Consider the following 23,910-nt stretch of genomic DNA (forward strand, 5'->3'; position numbering starts at 1 on the left):
AAGGAGATATTAATGTCTATAGAGATAGTTAAAGTCCCTGATATTGGGGATTATGATAACGTTGATGTAATCGAGGTTAATGTCGCTGAAGGTGATGTTATCGCTGAAGAAGATTCACTAATTACGTTAGAAACAGATAAGGCAAGTATGGAGGTTCCATCTCCAGTTGCAGGTAAAATCACTAAATTAACTGTAAAAGTTGGTGATAAAGTTTCACAAGGAACTGCAATAATGGAAGTTGAGGTTGAGGGCAGTAGTGATCAAGCTGCTGCTACGCAATCACAACCACAATCAACTAGCCAAGCTCCTGCAGCAGCTGCAGCGAGTCAAATTATCGATGTTGAAGTTCCAGATATTGGCGATTATGATAGTGTTGATGTGATTGAGGTATCTGTAAAAGTAGGTGATGAGGTAGCAGAAGAGGATTCACTAATCACACTAGAAACAGATAAGGCAAGTATGGAAGTTCCATCTCCAGTTGCAGGTAAAGTTGTTGAAGTTGTTACAAAGGTTGGTGATAAAGTTTCGCAAGGTAGTCTAATCCTTAAAGTTGAGACTGGTGCTAGTGCATCAGCTTCAGCAATAGAGCAAACTCAACAGCCGGTGACTGCTCAAACAACAGAAGAAGTTGTAAATGTAGAAGTTCCAGATATCGGTGATTATGATAATGTTGATGTTATCGAAGTATCTGTAAATGTTGGTGATAAAGTTGAAGAGGAAGATTCTTTAGTAACCTTAGAAACAGATAAGGCTAGTATGGAGGTTCCATCTCCAGTCGCTGGTGAAGTTGTTGAGATAGTCACAAAAGTTGGTGATAAAGTTTCACAAGGTAGTCTAATCCTTAAAGTTAAAACACAAGGTTCAGCACCAACGCAAGCTAGTTCGCAACCTGCAGCTGCTAAGCAAGAGACACCTAAGCAGCAAGCTGCTACACCTGCCGCTCCAGCACCAGCATCAAGTTCAGTAAATGAGTCTGCCGTAGATAACTCTAATGCTCATGCGTCTCCCGCAGTGAGAAAGTTAGCGCGAATTTTAAATGTTGATCTAAGCAAAGTTAAAGCTACAGGTCGTAAGGGTCGTATAACTAAAGAAGATTGCTACAACTATATCAAAAATGCTGTTAGCCAAGTTCAATCTGGTAAGGTGGCAGCTAGTGGTAATGGTTTAGATCTTTTAGATGATCCAGTAGTAGATTTTGCTAAGTTTGGTGAAATTGAAACCCAGCCGTTATCACGTATCAATAAGATTAGTGCTAAAAACTTACATAGAAATTGGGTCAAAATTCCTCATGTTACTTTTTATGATGATGCAGATGTTACGGACCTTGAAGAATTTAGAAGTTCTAAAAAAGCATTTGCTGAGAAAAAGGGTATAAAAATTACGCCTTTATCATTCTTGGTTAAAGCAGCAGCTGTAGCATTGCAGGAATTTCCAAGATTTAACAGTTCTCTATCTAATGATGGTGAGAATTTGATTGTTAAGAAATACTATAACATTGGTTTTGCTGCAGATACTCCAGCTGGTCTTATGGTTCCAGTAATTAAAGATGCTGATAAAAAAGGTATCATTGAAATATCAAAAGATATTATGGAATTAGCAGGTAAAGCTCGTGATGGTAAGCTTGGTGCAAAAGACATGGCTGGTGCTACATTTACTATCTCAAGTATTGGGGTATTAGGTACTACAGCATTTACACCAATTATTAATATGCCAGAAGTAGCAATTATGGGTGTGTCAAAAACTGCAGTTAAGCCAGTTTGGAATGGTAAAGAATTTATTCCAAGAACTATGTTGCCTCTATCTTTATCTACAGATCATAGGGTAATAGATGGTGCATTAGCAGCTAAGTTCTTAACTAGATATTGTCAGATATTATCTGATTTACGTGAAATCATAATGTAAACGGAGTTTTAAATAATGAGTGATATTAAAACGCAAGTAGTAGTTTTAGGAAGTGGTCCTGGTGGATATAGTGCAGCGTTTAGAGCGGCTGATTTAGGACTAGAAGTAACTTTGGTTGAGAGATATGAAAATATTGGTGGTGTATGTCTAAACGTTGGTTGTATTCCATCTAAAGCATTATTACATATTGCAAAAGTTATCAATGAAGCTAGGCATTTAGCTGCTGACGGAATCATTGAAATTGGCGATATGAAGGTTAACAAAGATAAAATTCTTAAGTATAAGAATGATGTTGTAGCTAAGCTTACAGGTGGTCTTAAAGGTATGGCCGCTATGAGAAAAGTTAAAATCGTACAAGGTTACGGTAAATTTACATCTGATAAAGAGCTTGCTGTAGAAGGAACTGACGGTAAAGTAACTAAAATAACTTTTGATAACTGTATTATTGCTGCTGGTTCTAGTGTTATTAATCTACCTTTTGTGCCAAAAGATGATAGAATCATCGATTCAACTGGTGCTCTTGAGATGAAAGAAATCCCAGAAACTATGCTTGTAGTCGGTGGTGGAATTATTGGCCTTGAGATGGCTCAAGTTTATTCTGAGCTAGGTACTAAGATTACGGTGGTTGAATTTGCTGATCAGCTTATGAATGGTGTGGATAAAGACATAGTAAAAGCTTATGAAAAAATGAATAAGCGTTATGAAGTTCGCCTGAAAACTGCTGTTACAGCTATGGATGCGCGTAAAGATGGTATCTACGTGACTATGGAAGGTGATCATTCAGCTAAAGAAGAAAGATATGATAGAGTTCTTATGGCTATTGGTCGTAAGCCAAATGGTAAGCTAATTAATGCTGAGAAGGCTGGTGTTAAAGTTGATGAAAGAGGTTTTATTCCTGTAGATAAACAGCTTCGCACTAATGTGCCGCATATTTTTGCAATAGGGGATATTATAGGTCAGCCAATGCTTGCTCATAAAGCTGTACCAGAAGGAAGAACTGCTGCTGAAGTTATTTCTGGTTTAAATCATAGCTTTGATCCTCTAGTAATTCCAGCTGTTGCTTATACTGATCCAGAAGTTGCTTGGGTTGGTGAAACTGAAACTTCTGCAAAAGCAAAAGGTATTAAGTATGAGAAGGGTGTATTCCCTTGGGCTGCTAGTGGTAGATCATTAAGTATCGGTAGATCAGAAGGTATGACAAAAGTGCTATTTGATGAGAACCACAAAATTATTGGTGCCTCTATAGTTGGTACTAACGCTGGTGAGCTTATATCAGAATCTGCTTTAGCTATTGAAATGGGTTGTGATGCTGAAGATATCGCTCTTACAGTTCATCCACATCCAACTCTATCTGAAAGCTTAATGATGGCTACAGAAGTTTTTGAAGGTACTGCAACAGACCTTCCACCACAAAAGAAAAAGTAATTATTTCTAAACCTTTATCTTAAAGATTTTTTTCTCTTTCCATATTCTTATTTTGTTATTGAATAATGCATTTAATATACCTCTTGAGTTATAATATTCCTAAATTAGGTTTATCAAAAAAATGTTATGCAACTACTCAAAAATGATCAAGTATATTCAGAAGAAAATATTGATAAAGTAATAGCTAATAAAGACAAACACCTCAATGAAGTTATAGCAGTTATTGAAAATGCTAGCGATAATATTTCAAAAATTACCACACCAGCAGAAATCAATCAGCTTTTAGCAAGTTTAGTGGTTTTGTCACAGTGGAAAGCACATGAAGCAGAAAGTGCTATGGTGAAGCTATGCTATGTTTTAGATGAACCGTCATGTAAGGAAATATTTAAAGATATTTTTATAAGTCAATTGGTGCTTACTCTATACAATACTACTTCGGCACCTAAGTTAAAAAAGCTAGTCTTAGATTTTACGGTATATGATAGTGTTAAAGTAGCTGTTTGGGAGGCTTTAATATATAAATATCATAATGCTGAAATTACAAAAAAAGAACTTTTAGATGTTTTTCTAGACGTTGTTGAAAGTGAGAGTAATGCTTACGTATTACATAGTAATATGGCTATGGTCATAAGAGAAATAAACCCTTATGAAATTATAGATGTAATAAACCAAATATTGAAACGTTCGGATGAAAATATAAGTCTAGACAATCCCTTTGATATACCTTTATCAGAATTATTTGATTTTAAGTTTGCAGCTGATAGACAAGATGAGTTTTCAGAGCAGTTAAAAGAATCTTATGAACAAATGCAAAGAGATGATGCTGATTATCATGACTTTTTGGAAGATGCCTTTATAAGTCAGAAAGATATTGCAAATCAATCTAAGAGGCTTGAACTTGCTAAACTTGATAGGGCAAAGATAATTAAAAAAATAGTTTCAACTGATAGTTTAAGAAGTGCTACTGCTGAAGATTTAATGGCGGGTTTAAATCAAGATAATATATATTTAGCTAAGCCTTTTATTGAGGCTATAGTTGAGCGTCAAGCAGAGATGGAACCTTTGCTTTTAGCAAGGTTTCAAGAAGTATCTGATGTGTATAAAGATTGTGGCTATTTTCCTCAAACCCCAGATTTGGCATATATATTAATGTTGTTAACACAGTTTAAAACAATAGGTGCTTTTGAGCTTATTTTTGAAGTGTTTAATTTAACTGATGATGATAACTATAGATACTGGGGAGATTATACTACAGAGTATTTAGGTTATATACTTTATCAAACATGTGATGGTGATTTTAAGAAAATTGAGAATATAGTGTTTTCAGAGCAAGTGAAGGTTAGGAGTATCAGAAATGCTGCTTATGATGCTTTGATTCTAGCTTATATTTTAGGAAACATAAGTAGAGGAGATATAATAAATATTTCTTCCAAAATCTTAGATTTAGATGTTAAGTACGATGAAATGATAGCATTGGCTATGTGCGATATGATAGATATAAACATGTATGAGCTAAAAGATAAAATGCTCAAAACCTTTGATAATCTATCTCTTGAAGATACTGGTATTTTTGATAGGGATGATTTTGACGATATTAATAGCTCAGGAATGTTTGATAAAAGTAATGTTTCTATCTATGACAGAAATAATTTGAGTGATTTAGATAATGCATTTGAGTTTTTAGCAAATAGCGGATTCTATCGTGATGATTATGATAATTATAAAAGATTACTAGAGCAGAAGAAGTTTGAAGCTAAGCAGTCTAGAATAGCTAAACAGAAAAAAGCTAAATCTAAACAAGCAAAAATCTCTAAGAAAAAGAACCGTAAAAAGAAATAGTTTATGAAGTTATTCAAAAGTTTTATTGTTCTGGTAATTTTTATTCCAAGCATTTTGCTAGCGACTAGTAACCAGAATATTGGATTATCACCAAATGCAACACCAGCTCAAGCACAGCAATATATTGATACAAGTGAAGATTGTATGATTGTACAGAATAAAAAACAAATTGTTTTAAAATGCGGTGGTAACATGATATTTGTTACCTCAAAGGGAATTGGGATCAAGACTCCAACCGTTTCAAAATTTTGGTCTTAAAGTAAACTTAGGGAATAATATATGACCTGATCTGACATTCTATCAGAAGAAAAACAAAAATCTTGTTCGTCTTCATGGATTTGCTTCAGGATCTCAAGAGAAATAACTCTTTTGGTGATAATATTGATACTCTTAAAATTTCAACTTGTAAGGAATCTTTACAAGTTCAAAAAGAGGGTAAAAGCTTATTAAAAGAAAGGTTAAAGAATATAACTTAGATGTAATAATATCAGTTGGTTATAGAATTAACTCTGTTTTGGGTACTAGATTTAGGAAGTGGGCAGCACAAACATTAAAGCAACATATTATCAAGGCTATACGATTAATCAGGCTAAAATTGAGAAAGATCCTAATTTCTTAGTTGAGTTTACATCAATAATGCGAAATTTAGCTCAAAAGCAAATTAACAATGATGATTTTAGAGTTAATAAAAACATTCTCATATACTTGGTTTTCTTTACAAAGTTATGATGAGCAGAAGTTTCCTAAAACTGATACAACTTCAGACATTGATATTTCTATAAAAAATCTTTATCAAGATTTGCAACAGTTAAAAGCTGATTTGATTAATAAAAAAGAAGCAAACCCTTTATTTGCTCAAGAGAAAAGTAAAGGTAATTTAGAAAGTATAGTAAATAATGTCTTTCAAAATGTTTTTGGACAAGAGTTATATCCAAGTGTTGAGGAAAAATCTGCTCATTTATTATATTTTATAATCAAGAATCATCCCTTTAATGATGGCAATAAAAGAAGCGGTGCTTTTGCTTTTATTTGGCTTTTGCAAAAGTTTTAATATAATCATAGAATAACTCCAGAAACTTTAGCAACATTAACAGTATTAGTTGCAGAATCACAACCGAAGGATAAAGATAAGATGGTAGGTATGATTTTGCTCCTTTTAGCAGGAGGTCAAAAATGAAAAATATAACTCTAACGAAACTTAGAAAAGAACTAAAATTTAAGTCAAGAGAAGATCTGCAGGCTGATATAGAGATTTTGTTTAAGCAATTTCCCCAAGTTAAAAAGCACTATACCATGCTATATGACAGTAGTGGTATTGATGAGGTTTTAGAAGAAGCAAAACAAAAAATTCATAAAGAATTTTATGGCAATGCTAAATATGGATGCCCTAGAGCGAGTATAAAAGACGCTAAAAAAATTATAACTGATTTCAAAAAACTACCAGTTACTGATGAGAATATTGTAGAGTTGATGCTTTGTTATGTTGATGAGCTTTTAGGGTTTATTAGAAACTATGGTGTTGGTTATGATACAAACTACCCTGATAGCTGTGCTAGTATGTTTGAATCAGCTATAAAAATTATTCAAAAGAATCAGCTATATTACCATTATGAAGATGTTTTAAAAAAACTTCTAAGAAAAGCAGATGATAGTTATGTAGAAGATATTGAATTTCTTTATGATGACTATTTCGGAGAAAATCAACAGTGAAAACATTAACAGTTAGATTAGAAGAACTAACGAAAGGGCAACTTGTAACAATACTAGAAAATCTTGCTAGTCAAAATGAAGCTTATGAGAAAGAAGTTAAAACTCTAATAGCTGCTTATGATCCCAAAGAATTTTATAAGGTGGTAAGTAAAGAAGTAACATCTATTACAAGTAATAGGAAGTTTTATGGCTATTGGGAATGTACAATTTTTGCTGATAAGGTTAGAGCTGTAGTTACTAGAATAGGTAATTTCCTAGTTCCACAAGCTCCTGATTTGGCGATTAAACTAGCTAAAAGAATTATCGATAAAGAAGAGAAGATAGCCGAATATATAGATGACTCAAATGGTGGGATGGGTGATGCTTTTGGTGATTTATTTAAAGTGCTTGATAGAGCATTTTTTTATGCAAAAGTTAAGCCAGCAGAGATTGCTAAATTTATCTACAAAACTTTTACTAGTTCTAAATACGCTTATAATGAGTCAGTACTAAGTTTTAGTAAATGTATAAGTGAGGAGGTGCTGGTAGAGCTTGAGAATATGCTAGTACCGATTGTTGAGCTTAAACCTTTTGATAGGAAAAGTTATAAATTTGACTACGATGAGCATTTTCATAAGTTTATTGCCGATAAGAGAAAAGATGTGGATAGCTATATATCTGTAGTCAAAGCTAAAGGTGGTATTGATAATGCTAGTTATTTACTGGATACCGCAAAGAGATTAATAGATGCTTTTAGAGAAGATGAGGCTAGGTTCCATGAACAAAAAAATCATCTAAGCCAAATAAAGGTGCTTGCTAATGCTATAAAGCCGAGGAAAGCAGAACAAGTCTTATCAAACCTAGAGAAAACCCTTCTAAAATGCTTAATTTTAGAGAAAAAGTTCTCTATCAAATGTCTTTCCTTATAAATATGCCAGTCAACATTATGGCCTTTGGTATAGTTTTCTCTAGCAGGAATGACTGGTTTATTTTTATTTTCCTCAAGGAATTTTATATTTTCTTCAGAGAAATATGCCTTATCAGCAAGAATATAAGCATTTGTTATTCCTTCTAAGAGTTGTTGTGAGGGTACAATATCATGGACATTACCAGCAGTTATTATAAATCTAACGGGATTTCCTAAAGCATCTGTAAGAGTATGAATCTTTGTTGTTAAGCCACCCACACTTCTACCCAAAGCATTGATTTCATTACCATTTATCTCATAACCACTAGCACACGCATGTGCTTTAACAGATAGTGAATCTATCATGAACTGTTGTGAATCAATGTCTGAAACATAAGTCATTAGATTATTCCAAATACCTTTGTCAGCCCAGTATTTATAACGCTTATGGATGGCTCTACTATTACCATAATCCTTGTGAAGATATTTCCACTGAGCTCCTGTTTTTAGGATAAAAAATACTGCTTCTATGAATCTTCTAAGCTTAACTACATCTTTTGTATGCAATCCTTTTTGAGCTGTTAGAAAAGTTAAAATAGTTGACCAATTTGTTTCTGATATGTAATATTCCATATATGTTAAGTATGTTTTTTTGTTTCACAAAACTATTTAAATATACTTAACTGCTTTATTCAATTTTTTTGTTCATGGAACCTATAGAGTATCTAAACAAAATTACCCAAGTAAATTTTTACCCAGAAAGAGATAGGCTTTTGATAGAGGCATATCTTTTAGATGGTAATACTGTAGAGATCAAGAAAATTTATTATAATCAAATTTTTGATAGTTACCGCATAAACACAGGTGCATATCTTAGCTATATTAAATATGCTAATGCTGAGGAATCTCAAGAAGCTAAACAAAAAATTAAAGAGCACATCAACGCAAAAGATTTCGGTGTTGAAACTATAGAAGCTCTTTATACTCTAGGAGAATATGATTTGCTTGAGGATGCTTTGGTAGATTTTGCTAAGACAAATGAAGAGTTAGATTTACGCTATGTAAGTGATATCAGAAAAATCAGTACAAGTATATCTAAAGAAAAGCCTTTGGTGGCAGTGCTTATTAGAAGATTGCTTGTGGCTGATTGCCTTAATGGTGGAAAATCTAAATATTATGATTATGCTGTTAGTGACCTTAAAAAAGCTATTGAGTTTGGTGAAATTGTGGAAAATTGGAGAGAAATACAACATCCTATAGTTTATTTTAATTTTTTAATAGAAAGACATAAGAGAAAAGTTGGTTTTTGGAATAGGGTTGCTGATGCTAACTTAAAAGAGCTAATAGAAAAAATACATCAGAAAAACTAGGGCATAAAATGCTATTTGAAAAACAACAATATCAAGAAAATTTTGCCAATAATATCGTAAGTATTTTAGATGAATGCAATGTTTTTAATGATAATTATTTAAATCTAAAGAACACTATAAAACTCAAAAGTGTAGTCAGTTTGAAACATCTAAAGCAATTATTTTTAGCTGTAGTGTAGAGACTAAGGGTTATAAAAATAGGGGTGATACTCCCGAATCAGAAAAAACAAAAATTGATTATGCTAAAAATTTTTCTGATAATTTACAAAAACAATTAACCTAATATTGAAATTAGGTTTAAAACCAGGGTAAATAAACAACAATTATCCAAAATTTTACAGGAGTATTACAGATGAATTGGTCGGATATTCTCTCAGAAGAGAAACAAAAACCTTATTTTAAACAAATACTTGAATTTTTAGCTTGTGAAATCGCTAAAGGTAAGGTAATTTTCCCAGCTAAGGAAAATATTTTTAATGCCTTTAAGTATACAGAGCTAGATAATCTAAAAGTGGTTATTTTGGGTCAAGATCCATATCATAACTATAACCAAGCACATGGTTTAGCGTTCTCAGTGCAGAAAGGGGTGGATACTCCGCCATCATTACAAAATATCTATAAAGAGCTTGCTCGCAGTATTCCAGAGTTTGAAATTCCAAATCATGGTTGCTTAGTTGATTGGGCAAAGCAAGGAGTGTTTTTGTTGAATACTACTTTGACAGTTGAAGCTCATAAAGCAAATTCACATAAAGATATCGGATGGGAGATTTTTACAGATACTGTAATTCAAAAAATATCTGGTATTAAAGAGAATGTTGTATTTATGCTTTGGGGTTCTCATGCGCGCATGAAAAAGAGTCTTATTGATAGTTCAAAGCACTTAATTCTTGAATCTACACATCCATCACCACTATCAGCACATAGAGGTTTTCTAGGCTGTAATCATTTTGTTGATTGTAATAAGTACTTGATTGAAAAAAAAGGTCAGAAAATAGGCTGGAATTTACTTAGTTGAACCATCATATCATGGTCAGCCTAGAAAAAAATGTTTATTTAACAATGTTCCAAGGATCTTGATATTGAGTATGATTTTCTACAGGATTAACTCCTTTATTCCACCATTGCGCAGCATATTTGACACCATTGATTTCAACAATGTCACCAGCAATATACTCTTTTGTAGGGTCCCATGTGCCTACTGGAGCTGGTTTGGGCTGAGGATTTAGATTTTTCCAAGCAGAATCTGAATAGTCGCCTAGTGGTGAGTAAGCTGAAGTGTTACACCAGTTTGCAACTAGACATTGATAGGTACTATCTCCTGCTTTTACGACAGTTCCATTTACATAGCTACCAATACCATCTGGATATGTATATTGAGGTTCTGGCGTAGGTCCAGGCTCTGGTCCTGGTTTGCTTGCATCATAAGTTTTAGTGAAATCAATATTATTGTTTTGAGCAAGTTTAGTTATTGCTCTTTGGATTATTTTATAAATTAATAACCTTTGTTGGTTTGCTGTTTTTTGAGTGTTTGAGAAACTTAGCTCTTCTGGTATTTGCCCATCTGTTTTTGTAACTTGATTGATAGCTTGATCAAATGCTTTATTAGCATCTTCTACACTGATAAAGCGAAGATCATCATTATTATCTCGATAAGATAATTTATGCATCACCATTGCAAATACTTGTTTTAGTCTTGCCACTGAGAAAGTAACTTGATTGTTTACTTCAATACCTGTATCTTCAAGTTTTTTGTTATTATTGTTGAATATTTGATTGATATAGAAAGAAACTTGACGTGGATATCTGTAATATGTAGCTTCGCCAGTATTCGGTTTTTCAGCTCCAATTCTAGTTTGATAACTGATTGTATCTAATAACCAATTATTGATATTTTTATACTCTTTAGTATCAGTGCTACCTTCAGCACATATATTTAGATATGTCTTAAGTACTGGGCTATAGTCACCAGCATTATAGACAACATTCATCACGAATGGGAATGTTAAACCGCCAGCTGTATTTTTCTGAGAGTTTTCTAAACATTTATTCCATTGCTCATGGTCCACATACCAATCATTTGTCGAGTTAACATTCATTCTATTTATATCGTTGAAATGATAGAAAGTAGTTATCATTGGCCCAGAGTAAACATTGTCTAATGCTTCAGGACCTATTTTTTTTGTCTGTGAACCGTCATCTTGATCTTGTATTGAATAACCTAGTATTGCGGCTACAGCATCGTAATTTACTAAGCCAAGAGCTCCATCAGCTTCAGCTGAAGGTAGTCTTTTTGAGTAGTCGTTAATCTGATAAGGACCACCTTGACCAGCCTGTAGTAATATATTTGCATATGTGCTGTTATGAATCAGTTGATCAGGATTGTTTGGCTCAAAGTTTTGAGCTATTTGACTAGACATATCCGACTCTTGCATTAGCTGGCCTATCAATGAACCATATAGATAGTCTTTATTAAATTTCATGTTTGGATATTTTTGCTTAATCAAATAACCATACATCACCCCAGCTATAGTATTTGACATAATAACTGTATTTGCATATTCGGTATTGGTAATAAAAATATCATATGCCTCTGACTGACTGATAGGAAAAGTATTGTGATAGGCTACTTCACCTTGGTTTAATTGTTTATTATTAGCAAAAGTTGCTGTTGGCAACATAATTGATGCAATAATAGAACTAATGATAACTTTCTTCATTGTTTTTCCTTATTTTTCTAAAGCTTAGATTTTTAAAAAAAGTAGTTTCAGATTATAGATTTTTTTTGCAAGATTTTCCTTATCAGTTATTAATAACAGCTGTTAAAAATTGATAAGAGCTATTTTATTAATTTGTGATAATTAAGATATTTTTGGTTGTTAGACTTGCTAGGTTTTTGAATGGATTGGTAAAGAGTGCTTTTTGTTATCGGTTATGTTAAAATGTCGGTTATATGTTTTATCTTCATTAAAAGCGATAACTAATGTCTATAATCACGAAAGAGTCATCATCTATAAATATCGAAAAAGAACTAAAACAATCGTATCTTGATTATGCGATGAGTGTAATTGTGGGTCGTGCTTTGCCAGATGTGCGTGATGGTCTTAAGCCTGTTCACCGCCGTGTACTTTTCGCGATGAATGAACTGTCAAACTACTACAATAGGCCATACAAAAAGTCTGCAAGGGTTGTCGGTGATGTTATAGGTAAATATCATCCACATGGTGATACAGCTGTTTATGATACGATTGTGAGAATGGCTCAACCATTTTCATTGCGTTATACTTTGGTTGATGGCCAAGGTAACTTTGGTTCTGTTGATGGCGATTCGCCAGCAGCAATGCGTTATACCGAAATTAGAATGGAAAAGCTAACGCATGAGCTTTTAATTGATATAGACAAAGAGACAGTAGACTTCTCTCCTAATTATGATAATACAGAGCTAGTTCCGGATGTGTTGCCAACAAGAGTACCGAATCTTTTGGTCAATGGTTCCTCAGGTATTGCTGTTGGTATGGCGACTAATATTCCACCGCATAATATGACGGAGGTTATCAATGCTACTATAGCTCTTATTGATAATCCTAACTTAACTATCGAAGAGCTTATCGGATATATTCCTGCACCTGATTTTCCTACTGGATCATATATTAATGGTACAGATGGAATACTAGAGGCGTATAAGACAGGTAGAGGACGCGTAATTATGCGTGCTAAAGCTAATATTCATGAAGATGAAGCATCCGGTAAATCACAAATAGTGGTCACCGAAATACCTTACCAAGTAAATAAAGCTAAGCTTGTAGAGAAGATTGCTGAGCTTGTTAAAGATAAGAAAGTAACAGGTATTTCAGAGCTTAGAGATGAGTCTGATAAAGATGGTATTCGTGTTGTAATTGATCTCAAAAGAGATGAGTCACCTGAAGTTGTCCTAAATACTTTATATGCCCAAACACAATTACAATGTAGTTTTGGGATTAATATGGTTGCTCTTAGTGACAACAAGCCTAAGCTACTAAACCTCAAAGAAATTCTAGAGCAGTTTATTAAGCATAGAAAAGAAGTTGTGACTCGAAGGACAATTTTTGAGCTGAGAAAATCAAAAGAAAGAGCGCATATATTAGAAGGTTTATTGCTTTCATTAGCAAATATTGATGAGATGATCGACCTTATTAAAGCATCTCCTTCACCGACTGATGCAAAAGAGTCTATGCTAGCAAGATCATGGAATGGTTCTATGGTTAAGAGTATGCTAGAGGGTGTCGATGTTAAAATGTATCGTAAAGAAACTTTAGCATCTCACTATGGTATCCAAGCTGATGCTTCATATAATCTAACTGAGGAGCAAGCAGATGCGATACTTGCTTTGAGACTACACAGATTGACGGGTTTGGAGCAAGATAAGATTGTCAATGAATTCAAAGAGCTTATTGACAGAATTAAATATCTAATTAGTATTTTGAGCGATGTCAATGAGCTTATTCGCGTTGTTAAAGAGGAGCTTGTTGAAATTAGAGATAACTATGGCGATCAGAGGAAATCAGAAATTATAGAGTCAAGATTAGATCTAACTAGAGAAGATTTAATTACAGAAGAAGATATGGTTGTAACTCTGTCTATGGATGGTTATGTTAAAACTCAACCATTAAGTATGTATAATGCGCAAAAGCGTGGTGGTGTTGGTAAATCTGCGACTAAGACTAAAGAAGAAGATAGTATATTTAAATTAATGCTTGCTTCAACTCATGATACAATGTTGTGTTTCTCAAGTTTAGGTCGAGTGTACTGGTCAAAAGTTTATGATTTCCCAGTCGCAAGTAGAATTTCTAAAGGTAGACCAATTAACAATATTTTGCCATTAGAGAGGGATGAAAGAATAACTGCAATGATGCCAATTTCTCAGTTTAACGAGGGCTGGTATGTGTTTATGGCAACTAAACTTGGTAGAGTCAAGAAAGTTGATTTGTCTGAATTCGCTAGACCGCGTTCAACAGGTAAGATAGCAATTGGTTTAAATGATGGCGATGAGTTATCTTATGTTGCCCTTACAGATGGTAATAAGCAGATTATGATGTTCTCTGATGCAGGTAAAGCGATTCGTTTTGATGAGTCTGATGTGAGGGCTATGGGCCGTTCAGCAGCTGGAGTAACTGGTATGCGTATCCAACCTGGCCAAAAGATAGTTTCAATGCTTGTGACAAATCCTGATGAGGGGGTTGTGTTAGCAGCTACAGAAAATGGTTATGGTAAGAGAACAGCAGTCTGTGAATATCGTAAGACTAAGCGTGCTAGTCAGGGTGTGATAGCAATATCAATCTCGCAGCGTAATGGTAAGGTTGTGGTAGCTGTTTTGGTTGAGAATGATGAAGATATTGTAATGATTACTGATAATGGTACTTTGGTAAGAACATCTTCTGATGAAGTTAGAGAGTGTGGTCGCTCTGCTCAAGGAGTTAGGCTTATAAACTTAAGAAATAATGAAAAGCTTATTAGCTTAAAAGTAGTTAAGCAAGTCGAAGGCGATGAAGATAGTGTAGAGTTAGAATCTTCTGATAGTGCAAAACATAGTGAATAATTAAATATGTCTAAAATTAAAGTAACTATACTAGGGGCTACAGGATCTATTGGTGATAGTACTCTTGCTGTAATTAGGGAGAGTAACGATTTTGAAGTTTTTGCTTTAACAGCATTTAGTAACATTGAGAAGCTGGTGAATCTTTGTAGAGAATTTAAGCCTAAGTTTGCTGTGGTCCCAAATTTAAATAAAAAACAAGAGTTACAATCACTAGTTTCAGATGTTGAAATTTTATTAGCTGAAGAGGGACTTGAGAAAGTGGCTAGTTTGCCAGAGGTTGATATAGTTATGTCTGCTATAGTTGGTATTGCAGGGCTTAGGCCGACTTTTGCAGCAGCTAAAGCTGGTAAGAAAATTTTGCTTGCTAACAAAGAATCGTTAGTAACAGCAGGGCACTTATTGGTAGATGAAGTTATAAAAAATAATGCTCAACTTATACCTGTAGATAGTGAGCACAATGCGATATTTCAATGTGTAGATAACGTTAATAAGCAATATGCCAAAGATATCGAACAAATAATTTTGACAGCATCGGGTGGACCTTTTAGAGATATGCAGTTATATGAGCTAAGTGATGTAACACCTGAACAGGCATGTGCTCACCCTAATTGGGACATGGGAAGAAAAATTTCTGTTGATAGCTCTACTATGGTGAATAAAGCTTTAGAAGTAGTAGAAGCATATTGGCTTTTTGCTGTCCCTGCTGATAAAATAAGCGTTTTGATTCATCCTCAGAGTATAATTCACTCAATGGTGAAGTATATTGATGGTAGTTATTTGGCTCAGCTAGGAGTACAGGATATGAAAACGCCTATAGCAAACGCCTTATACTATCCTCTTAGAGGTGAAACACAAGTCGCTAAGCTTGATTTTACAAAGTGTGAATTGACCTTTAGAAATGCATGTTTTGAAAGATTTGAAGCATTGAAGATTGTATTTGAGAACTTACAGAATAAAAACTATGCGGCAAATATAGTTTTTAATGCTGCTAATGAAAAGCTAGTATCTGCATTTTTAGATAAAAAAATTAAATATTTAGAGATAATAGAAGTAAACAAAAAAGTAACAAAAGAGTTAAATTTTGAGAATCCAACAAATATAGAAGAAGTTTTTGAGATAGATAGAAAAACTCGAGAGTATGTGGATTCTGTTTTGGGGTAAATTGAGTGTTTTTTTTAAGAAAGAAGTTTGTATTAGCCTCTCTTCTTATGGGTATTGCATTTAATGGCTGGGCAGATAATGACAGTTTTATATTAGATAACGTATCTATTAATGGACTAGAGGGTCTACAAAGTGATGTAGTTAAAAGCCGTGTTGGTTATAAGAAAGGTAGTTACATTACACCAGAAGATACAAACCAGATTATCAATAATCTTTATGGTACAGGCTTTTTTAACAGTGTAGATCTGTATCGTAAAGGAAGTAATCTTTTTATTAATGTCAAAGAAAGACCGATTATAGCAGGGTTTAGTTTTAGTGGTAATAAAAAGCTTAGTAAAGATAATCTTGAGAAAGTCTTTACTGATGCTGGTATATATGTAGGTAATGTTTACAATCCTAATACAATGTTTTTGCTTAAGCAATCTTTGCTTAATCAATATTCTATGATGGGTTTATATGGTGCAAAAATACAAGAAAATATCAGAAAACTACCTAATAATAGAATTGATATAAATATAAACTTTCAGGAGGGTAAGCCTGCAACTGTTGATTCGATAAACTTTGTAGGTAACAAAAGTTTTGCTGATGCGGACTTAGATAGTAGTATTGCATTTCAAGTACCTTCGATATGGAATTTATGGGGGTTTTTGTCACCATTTGATAGTTATTCACCAGATGGTATGAATCAGTCTGTCCAAGGCATAACTAATTATTATCTAGATAGAGGTTATTTAGATTTTAAGGTCACTTCAAAACAAGCTTCTATGTCTAAAGATCGTGAGCATTCATATATTACTTTTGATGTTGCAGAAGGTCAGATTTATAAAGTTGGTAGCGTTTCTTTAACTGGTAAGTTTATTTTACCAAAATCAGAGTTACAATCTTTGGTAAAGATAAAACAAGGTGAAGTGTTTTCAAAAACTAAACTGGTTGATACAGTTGAGGGTATAAAAACTCTGTTAGGTAGTAAGGGATATGCTTTTGCTATAGTTAATCCTATCCCTACAGTTGATAAGAACAATCATATAGTTGCTTTTAAAATTGTTGTAGATGCTGGAAAGAAAGTTTATGTAAATAGAATAAATTTCTTTGGCAATAACATAACTAATGATTATGTATTTCGTCGTCAGTTACAATATTATGAGCAAAGCCGCTATAATAAAGAAGCAATAGATAAGTCTCAAAGAAGGTTAGATCAATTACCATATGTTGCCTCAGCTGATATGGAGCTTGTTCCTGTTGAAGGATCTGATGATTTGGTTGATGTGAACTATAATATTAAAGAGAGGAATGCTAACTCGGTAAGTGGAAGCTTAGGTTTCTCTGATTTATATGGTTTTATGATAGGCGGTAGGCTAAATATGCCTAACGTTTTTGGTACTGGTAATACTTTTAACCTTAATGCGCAGCTTTCAATACCTTTCCAACAATTAGATATAAGTTATATTGATCCATTCTTTACTACATCAGGGGTTAGCCAAAGTATTTCTGCATACATAAATAGATCAAACTTTGCTAAGACAAATGCTGTTGCTGCGTATCAATTAGATACGATTGGCGCAAGATTGATGTATGGTCTACCTATATCAACATTTAGTAATGTTTCAGCAGGTATAACTTTTGCTAATAATACAGTTAAACAATCAGATGGCTACCAATCTTCAATTGTACAATGGTTTATACAACAGCAGGGCGGTAGAAACAACTTTAATGAGCCAGCACTAACAGCAGGTTGGAGTTATGATAACTCAAATAAATATATTTTTGCTACAGATGGTGGGTCATTTAATTTAAATGGTTCTGTCAATATTCCAGTTATTAGTAATATCAACGCTTATAAGGTAGAAGTTGGAGGTACTTATAACATAGCTGTACCAAATACTGATATGTCAGCTCTAACAATAAGAGCTGGGGTTCAATATGGTGGTGGCTTTGGTAAGACTCAAGAACTACCATTTTATGAGAACTTCTACGGTGGTGGTTGGGGAAGCGTACGTGGTTTCTTACAAGGTTCGCTAGGTCCACGTGATATTAACTTAGTAGATGGTTCTACGGGTAATTCAATTGGTGGTAACCTTAATATTTATAATAACTATGATTTACTATTTCCAGTACCTTTTATTAAGGATAGTTCTAAGATGAGAATAGGTGCATTTTTAGATATTGGTAACACATATACGACTTACAATTTGAGTGGAGTAGTAGCTCCTACTCCAAAACAAGAAACTGTACCTTCATTTTCCAACCTAAAATACTCTGTTGGTATTGAATTTAGATGGGCTTCACCAATGGGGCCTTTGGCTGTATCGTTTGCTCAACCATTTAATGTACAGGCTGGTGATGTAACACAAGTATTCCAGTTCTCATTAGGACAAAATTTCTAAACAAATAATAAATATTTTCTTTTTGAAAAGTTGCATTAATTGTATCTGGTACCTAAAACGGTTTAACAACTTTGGTAATATTGTGTTAGAATCTACTATTAAATGATTATAAATAAATTTAAGGGAGAGCTTCTAAATGAAAAAATTTGCTTTATCAATATGCGTTTTGGCGAGTGCATTTACCGCAGCGTATGCAGACACTAAAATAGCTGTAGTTAATCCGGTTGAGATCTTCAATGATTCTGATTTGGGATCTGTGAGTGTTAAGAAACTTGAAAATGACCTTAAACCTGAGGCTTCAAAGCTTAAGCAAGAACAAGATAATATTATGCAGCAGATGAAAGCTTTACAAGATAATTCTGCGACTATGACTAAGAGTGAATTAGATAAAAAACAGCAGCAAATCCAAAAAGAACAACAAAACTTTGCTGAAAAAGCACGAATCTTGCAACAAAAAGAGTATATGTTAAAAGATAAACTATCAAAGAAATTCCAATCTTCATTTGATAAGGCAGTACAAACAATTGCTCAGCAAAAAAAATATAACATAGTGCTTACAACGCAGGCATTAGCTTATGTTAATAATGTCGATGATATATCAAGCCAGGTTATTGAGTTGATGAATAAAGACTCTGAATAGCTCTAGGGAGTTTTATTAATGTATACTTTAGATTTTCTAGCATCAAAACTTGATGGTGAAGTTAAAGGTGATAAAAATATTGAGATAAACAAGATTGCTACGCTATCACAAGCTGGTGAAGGGGATATTTCTTTTTGTACTAACCCTAAGTATTTAAAGGCATTATCTGAAACAAAAGCATCAGCAGTTTTAATAACAGAAGAGGCTTTAGGGTACTGTAATACAAATGCAATAGTGTTAACAAATCCTTATATGGCATTAGCAAAGGTTATGGAACTATTTGATAAATCACCACGTCCAGATGGAAAAATCCATAGCAAAGCTGTAATAGCCGCAAGTGCTGTGATTGGTGAGAATGTTACTATAGGTGCTAATGCAGTTGTTGGTGAAAATGTAGCTATTGGAGATAATGTCTGTATAGGTGCGTGTGCAACTATTGATAATGGTACTAAGGTAGGTAATGATACTCTTATTAAGAGTAATGTATCTATTGCCCATGATATTGTAATTGGTGCTGGATGTATTATTCACCAAAATGCTGTAATTGGTTGCGATGGTTTTGGTAATGCAAGAGATGAAGATGGCAGTTGGACAAAGATTCCTCAGCTAGGTAGAGTAATTATCGAAGATGATGTTGAGATTGGCTCTGGAACAACCGTTGATAGAGGGGCTATTGATGATACGATAATTAAAAAGGGTGCACGTATTGATAATTTAGTACAGATAGCTCATAATGTAGTTATTGGTAAAAACACTGCTTTAGCTGGAGTTACAGCTGTTGCAGGTAGTACAACGATTGGTGATAACTGTCTTATTGGTGGCCAGTCTGCAATAACTGGGCATATTAGTATTTGTGACAATACGATTATAGGTGGGGCATCCAATATTGGTAAGTCGATCACTAAGCCTGGAATGTACTACGCTGCATTTGAAGCTAAACCTAGAATTCAATGGGGTAGATTTGTGGCTAAACTAGCCAAGATTGATACTTTAATTACAAAAGTAAAACAACTAGAAGAAAAATTAAATAAGTAAGGACTGTTTAATGAGCCAGTTTAATGAAAATAATAAGCAAATAGATGTAATGGGGATTAGAAAAATCTTACCTCATAGATACCCTTTTGCACTTTTGGATAAGATTGTTGATTGGAGTATTGAAGATAGAACGATTGTTGCGCAAAAAAATGTCACTATAAATGAGGATTTTTTTAACGGGCACTTTCCTGATTTTCCAGTAATGCCTGGTGTTTTGATTGTTGAGGCAATGGCACAAGCAACAGCTATACTTGGTGAGTTAATGGCAGAAACATTGTTTGCTCATGTAGTTGAGAAAGCCGGTGGAGGTAGAAGAACATTTATGCTGGCTGGTATTGATAAGGTAAGGGTCAAAAGACCAGTAGTACCAGGTGATGTGCTAGTCATTGAGTCGCGTATGGTAAAACAAAAAAATATCATCTGCACAGCAGAGTCAGTAGCAAAGGTTGATGGACAAGTAGTTTGTTCAGCTGAATTAATGGCAGCATATAAGGACTATTAATCGTGATACATAGTTTGGCAGTAGTACATGAGAGCGCCAAAATAGCCGATAGTGCTATAATAGGGCCATTCTGTGTTATTGGGAAAAATGTTGTTATTGGTGAAAATACTGAGTTAAAAAGCCATATAACAATTGGTGATAATGCAGTTATAGGCAAAAATAATCGGATTTTCCAATATGCTTCAATCGGTGATGATCCAATTGATTATACATATAAAAAAGGTGATTTTTCTCAGGTTGTAATTGGTGATAATAACATTATCAGAGAGTGTGCGACCATTCATGGTGGAACCACAAAAGAAACAGGCGTTACATCAGTTGGTAACAACAATATCATTATGTGCTATGTGCATATTGGTCATGATTGTAAAATAGGTAGTTATATAAATTTGGTTAATGGTGTTGGTTTAGCTGGACATGTGCATATTGATGATTATGCAATCTTAAGTTCTAATGTTGGTGTTCATCAATTTTGTAGAGTCGGTAAACATGCTTTTATTGCTCATGCAGCATTAGTTGGTAAGGACGTCCCTCCATATCTAATGGTTACTGCTGTAAATGCTGGCTCAACTCCTTGTGGTATAAATACTGAAGGCTTAAAGCGTCGTGGTTTTACTCCTGAAGAAATGAAAAGAATTAAAGAAGTCTACAAGGTGTTATATCGCAAAGGTTTGATGATGAGAGAAGCTTTTGAGATAATCAAGGAGATGGCTAAAGATGATAAAGTTTTGGAGCCTTTTATTGATGTGATTAGTACTTCGCGAAGAGGTATACTAAGGTAATGAAAATAGGTATTGTAGCTGGAGAGCTCTCAGGGGATCAGTTAGGAGGCACATTAGTTGAGGCTTTAAAGCAAAGATATCCTAATGCTACAATTGAGGGTATTGGTGGTCCTAAAATGGCTGCTGCCGGCTTTAAAAGCCTATATCCAATGGATGCACTGTCTTTAATTGGTTTTTTAGAAATTATCTCAAAAGGTTTGCGTATATTAAGTATCCGCAAGAAAATTATCAATTATTTCAAGCAAAATAAACCTGATATATTTATAGGTATTGATGCTCCAGATTTTAATCTAACAGTCGAAAAAGAGTTAAGAGCTGCTGGTATTAAGACTATACATTATGTAAGTCCTAAAATATGGGTTTGGCGGGAATATCGTATCAAAAAAATAAAAAAAGCAACTGAGAAGATATTGGCGATTTTACCTTTTGAAGTCGAATACTATAATAAAAGACATAATTTTGAAGCTATATATGTTGGTCATCCATTAGCTAAGAATATCCCAATACATATCGATAGAATCACATATAGAAAAAACCTTGGCTTAGAAAATATTTCTTTGCCAATATTATCAGTTTTACCAGGAAGTCGCACTACAGAAGTTACAAGGCTGCTACCATTATTTTTAGCAGCATTGCAAAAATTAGTAGATGCTGGATATAAATTTAAAGCAATTATGCCTTTAGCTAAGCCATCTTTAAAACCACTATTCGCTAAATACAAGGAACAAATCGATGCTCTAGATATTAAGGTCTTTGAGGCAAGCTCTCATGATGTTTTAAAAGCATCTGATTTGAGTTTATTAGCATCAGGAACAGCTACATTAGAGGCTATGCTATGTAAATTACCAATGGTTGTGGGTTATAAATTATCTTGGCTTTCCGCTTTTCTTGGTAGAATGCTTGTTGATAATCATAGTTATTGGGCTTTTCCTAATATCTTGCATAAAAGCGAAATTATCAGAGAATTAATACAAGAAGACTGTAGTACAGACAATATATTTAGTGAATTAAAAAGATTGTTTGATGATAGGCAACGTAATGATTATATAGTAAAAGAATTTGAAAAAATTCATAAAGACATGGTTATCGATACTGAGAGTAAGATCATTGAAGTATTAGATACTATGATAGAAAAACCTTAATTTTTAGAGTCTTTATAGATATAATACATGAGTATAAAAACATTATAGGTGTTAGGTAAATGACATTAATATTGGCACTAGTTTTAGTTTTAGTGATATTAATCATAATAGATTTATATCGTAAAAGCTTGCGTCTTAAACAAATAGAAATACTTAAAAATATTGAACAAAATAATACTCAAGAACTTATAAGTCAAGCTAGAAGCTTCTCAGAACATGCTGTTAATGTTGAAAATGTTCAGCGTGAATATCCACTTTTAAGAGATGGCTTTTTAATAATTTATTTTGAAGCGATTGAGCCAATTCAAGTAAAAGATTTAGCTACATTCCTAAAGTACTATGGGATTAAATATACTGATGACAAAGCTTTCCAAAAAGTTAATTATAAGGATGTTATCTTTAGCATCTTACCTGATAATCAAGAGCAAGAGTTTTCAAGCGCTACGGATGGCAGTGTAAGTGGTATTATTGCTGTAATGAATTATAGAAAGCTTGCTAGTATGGATTATGATGTTAAAACATGTTATGAGTTAATGGTAGATGTCCTTGAAGCTTTAGCTAAGTCTTTTTATGGGACATTAATGAATGAGCATAAAATTAGACTTACTAAAAAAGATAAGCAAAATTATTTGGCAGTTATCTTATAGCAGTAAAAGTCCAAAAAAGCCTTTATTTTTGGTAAATCATATCCATAGTTTTGATAAAAAGTAAATATCTCATATTTCTTAAATCTTATTTCAGGCATAATTTGTATTAGGTTTCCTTCTTTAATATCTTTTTCAACTAGGCTGTCACCAGTCAAAAAAATTCCGATCCCATCTTTACAAGCGTGATTAAGTGCATTAAAGTCATCCATAAATAATATTGGTGGAGGACATGATATATAAGTTCCATTTTCTAAGGGTAATTTTGTTCCTGGTTTTCTTAGACTATGTGATATAAAGGGATAATTAAGTAAATCTTTTATTGTATTTGGTGTGCCATATTTTTTAATTAAATCAGGTGAGGCACATAATATATTTGATATGGGTTGCATTTTTCTATATTTAAGGTTATCAGTAATAGGGGGAATTTGAGGAAAACCTACTATTATATCAATATTGCTTTTTGCTAAATCACCATCTTGTTCAGAAAATATTAGTTCACACTCAATTAGAGGATATTTATTTATAAAATCACTTAGATGCTTTAAGATTAGTTCTTTAGCTAAAACCTTTGATACTAGTACAGTTAATTTACCCTGGGGAGTTTTTTGTCTAGACTCTATAAAGTTTTCAAGATTATTACTTTCTTTAAGTAAACTTTGGCATTTATCAAACATTATTATACCAAAAGGTGTTAGCTGAACATTCCTCGTGTTACGGAAAAATAGTCTCTCAGATAATTGATTTTCTAGATTTTTTATTTGCTTACTTACAGCTGTAGTTGAAATACAAAGTTCATCACTAGCTTCTTTGTAGCTTAAATATTCAGCAACTTTTATAAAACATCTTAACTGTGAATAATTTAACATCTTTTATTTAGTCCATTAAGCGCTTGCTATTATTATAAACTAAAAGT

The 23,910-nt window shown here is 33.5% G+C and carries 23 protein-coding genes and 2 pseudogenes; 22 read left to right on the top strand and 3 right to left on the bottom strand.

Annotated elements, in window-relative coordinates; all coding sequences use genetic code 11:
* Positions 1–12: 12 nt before the first annotated feature.
* From aceF to CGC45_RS09495, 9 genes and pseudogenes are all read left to right on the top strand, one after another.
* On the top strand, positions 13–1,902 hold the full coding sequence (gene aceF, locus CGC45_RS01470; protein WP_071628636.1) for a pyruvate dehydrogenase complex dihydrolipoyllysine-residue acetyltransferase: 1,890 nt from the start codon (positions 13–15) through the stop codon (positions 1,900–1,902).
* Positions 1,903–1,917: 15 nt separating this feature from the next.
* Positions 1,918–3,327, top strand: coding sequence for a dihydrolipoyl dehydrogenase (lpdA, locus tag CGC45_RS01475; protein ID WP_071628637.1), 1,410 nt, complete (start codon positions 1,918–1,920; stop codon positions 3,325–3,327).
* Between the two features lie 126 nt (positions 3,328–3,453).
* A complete protein-coding gene (locus CGC45_RS01480; RefSeq protein WP_071628638.1) occupies positions 3,454–5,166 on the top strand; it encodes a DUF1186 domain-containing protein in 1,713 nt (570 codons plus the stop codon).
* A gap of 3 nt (positions 5,167–5,169) precedes the next feature.
* Positions 5,170–5,424: a hypothetical protein gene (locus CGC45_RS01485; protein ID WP_071628639.1), complete on the top strand. Its 255-nt coding sequence runs from the start codon at positions 5,170–5,172 to the stop codon at positions 5,422–5,424.
* A gap of 74 nt (positions 5,425–5,498) precedes the next feature.
* Positions 5,499–5,642 carry a hypothetical protein gene (locus CGC45_RS08980; RefSeq protein WP_162790168.1) on the top strand — a complete coding sequence of 48 codons (144 nt, stop codon included), beginning with the start codon at positions 5,499–5,501 and terminating at the stop codon, positions 5,640–5,642.
* Positions 5,643–5,668: 26 nt separating this feature from the next.
* Positions 5,669–5,785: a hypothetical protein gene (locus CGC45_RS09260; protein WP_232310112.1), complete on the top strand. Its 117-nt coding sequence runs from the start codon at positions 5,669–5,671 to the stop codon at positions 5,783–5,785.
* Between the two features lie 51 nt (positions 5,786–5,836).
* On the top strand, positions 5,837–6,217 hold the full coding sequence (locus CGC45_RS09265) for a type II toxin-antitoxin system death-on-curing family toxin (protein WP_257211282.1): 381 nt from the start codon (positions 5,837–5,839) through the stop codon (positions 6,215–6,217).
* 122 nt (positions 6,218–6,339) lie between these two features.
* A complete protein-coding gene (locus CGC45_RS01495) occupies positions 6,340–6,876 on the top strand; it encodes a DUF6155 family protein (RefSeq protein WP_071628640.1) in 537 nt (178 codons plus the stop codon).
* Positions 6,873–7,334: pseudogene (locus tag CGC45_RS09495) on the top strand (DUF6880 family protein); the annotation flags it as partial. The gene CGC45_RS01495 and the pseudogene CGC45_RS09495, both read left to right, overlap by 4 nt.
* A gap of 311 nt (positions 7,335–7,645) precedes the next feature.
* Here CGC45_RS09495 and CGC45_RS01500 read toward each other — a convergent pair.
* Positions 7,646–8,395, bottom strand: coding sequence for an IS5 family transposase (locus tag CGC45_RS01500; protein WP_071628410.1), 750 nt, complete (start codon positions 8,393–8,395; stop codon positions 7,646–7,648).
* A 74-nt stretch (positions 8,396–8,469) separates the two neighbouring features.
* Between CGC45_RS01500 and CGC45_RS01505 the strand changes: the two genes are divergently transcribed.
* From CGC45_RS01505 to ung, 4 genes and pseudogenes are all read left to right on the top strand, one after another.
* Positions 8,470–9,132 (top strand): DUF6880 family protein, encoded by a 663-nt coding sequence (locus tag CGC45_RS01505; RefSeq protein WP_071628641.1) that lies wholly within the window; start codon positions 8,470–8,472, stop codon positions 9,130–9,132.
* An 8-nt stretch (positions 9,133–9,140) separates the two neighbouring features.
* A complete protein-coding gene (locus CGC45_RS09270) occupies positions 9,141–9,311 on the top strand; it encodes a hypothetical protein (RefSeq protein WP_232310102.1) in 171 nt (56 codons plus the stop codon).
* A pseudogene (locus CGC45_RS09500) lies at positions 9,308–9,488 on the top strand (hypothetical protein); the annotation flags it as partial. The gene CGC45_RS09270 and the pseudogene CGC45_RS09500, both read left to right, overlap by 4 nt.
* Positions 9,485–10,147, top strand: coding sequence for a uracil-DNA glycosylase (gene ung, locus CGC45_RS01515; protein WP_071628642.1), 663 nt, complete (start codon positions 9,485–9,487; stop codon positions 10,145–10,147). The pseudogene CGC45_RS09500 and the gene ung, both read left to right, overlap by 4 nt.
* 34 nt (positions 10,148–10,181) lie before the next feature.
* On the opposite strand, the gene CGC45_RS09435 is transcribed toward ung, so the two are convergent.
* Positions 10,182–11,228 (bottom strand): carbohydrate-binding protein, encoded by a 1,047-nt coding sequence (locus tag CGC45_RS09435; RefSeq protein ID WP_306669151.1) that lies wholly within the window; start codon positions 11,226–11,228, stop codon positions 10,182–10,184.
* Between the two features lie 884 nt (positions 11,229–12,112).
* On the opposite strand from CGC45_RS09435, the gene gyrA reads away from it, so the two are divergent.
* The 9 genes from gyrA to CGC45_RS01570 all read left to right on the top strand — a co-directional run bounded on the left by gyrA (position 12,113) and on the right by CGC45_RS01570 (position 22,997).
* Positions 12,113–14,704 (top strand): DNA gyrase subunit A, encoded by a 2,592-nt coding sequence (gene gyrA, locus CGC45_RS01530; RefSeq protein ID WP_071628644.1) that lies wholly within the window; start codon positions 12,113–12,115, stop codon positions 14,702–14,704.
* A 6-nt stretch (positions 14,705–14,710) separates the two neighbouring features.
* Complete coding sequence (dxr, locus tag CGC45_RS01535; RefSeq protein WP_071628645.1) at positions 14,711–15,865, top strand: 1-deoxy-D-xylulose-5-phosphate reductoisomerase; 1,155 nt, start codon at positions 14,711–14,713, stop codon at positions 15,863–15,865.
* Between the two features lie 5 nt (positions 15,866–15,870).
* Positions 15,871–18,249, top strand: coding sequence for an outer membrane protein assembly factor BamA (bamA, locus tag CGC45_RS01540; protein WP_071628646.1), 2,379 nt, complete (start codon positions 15,871–15,873; stop codon positions 18,247–18,249).
* A 136-nt stretch (positions 18,250–18,385) separates the two neighbouring features.
* Positions 18,386–18,889 carry an OmpH/Skp family outer membrane protein gene (locus CGC45_RS01545; protein WP_071628647.1) on the top strand — a complete coding sequence of 168 codons (504 nt, stop codon included), beginning with the start codon at positions 18,386–18,388 and terminating at the stop codon, positions 18,887–18,889.
* An 18-nt stretch (positions 18,890–18,907) separates the two neighbouring features.
* Positions 18,908–19,924, top strand: a complete 1,017-nt coding sequence (lpxD, locus tag CGC45_RS01550; protein WP_071628648.1) for a UDP-3-O-(3-hydroxymyristoyl)glucosamine N-acyltransferase — start codon at positions 18,908–18,910, stop codon at positions 19,922–19,924.
* Between the two features lie 10 nt (positions 19,925–19,934).
* A complete protein-coding gene (gene fabZ, locus CGC45_RS01555) occupies positions 19,935–20,426 on the top strand; it encodes a 3-hydroxyacyl-ACP dehydratase FabZ (RefSeq protein ID WP_071628649.1) in 492 nt (163 codons plus the stop codon).
* 2 nt (positions 20,427–20,428) lie between these two features.
* Complete coding sequence (gene lpxA / locus CGC45_RS01560; RefSeq protein WP_071628650.1) at positions 20,429–21,208, top strand: acyl-ACP--UDP-N-acetylglucosamine O-acyltransferase; 780 nt, start codon at positions 20,429–20,431, stop codon at positions 21,206–21,208.
* Entirely contained in the window at positions 21,208–22,350 is a 1,143-nt protein-coding gene (gene lpxB / locus CGC45_RS01565) for a lipid-A-disaccharide synthase (protein ID WP_071628651.1), read from the top strand. The genes lpxA and lpxB overlap by 1 nt, the downstream gene beginning before the upstream one ends.
* A 59-nt stretch (positions 22,351–22,409) precedes the next feature.
* Positions 22,410–22,997 carry a cell division protein ZipA C-terminal FtsZ-binding domain-containing protein gene (locus CGC45_RS01570; protein ID WP_071628652.1) on the top strand — a complete coding sequence of 196 codons (588 nt, stop codon included), beginning with the start codon at positions 22,410–22,412 and terminating at the stop codon, positions 22,995–22,997.
* Here the strand turns inward: CGC45_RS01570 and CGC45_RS01575 are convergent.
* On the bottom strand, positions 22,976–23,863 hold the full coding sequence (locus tag CGC45_RS01575) for a LysR family transcriptional regulator (RefSeq protein WP_071628653.1): 888 nt from the start codon (positions 23,861–23,863) through the stop codon (positions 22,976–22,978). The two genes, CGC45_RS01570 and CGC45_RS01575, sit on opposite strands and share 22 nt — an antisense overlap.
* Positions 23,864–23,910: the final 47 nt, after the last annotated feature.

The organism is Francisella opportunistica (assembly GCF_003347135.1).
Taxonomy (GTDB): Bacteria; Pseudomonadota; Gammaproteobacteria; order Francisellales; family Francisellaceae; genus Francisella; species Francisella opportunistica.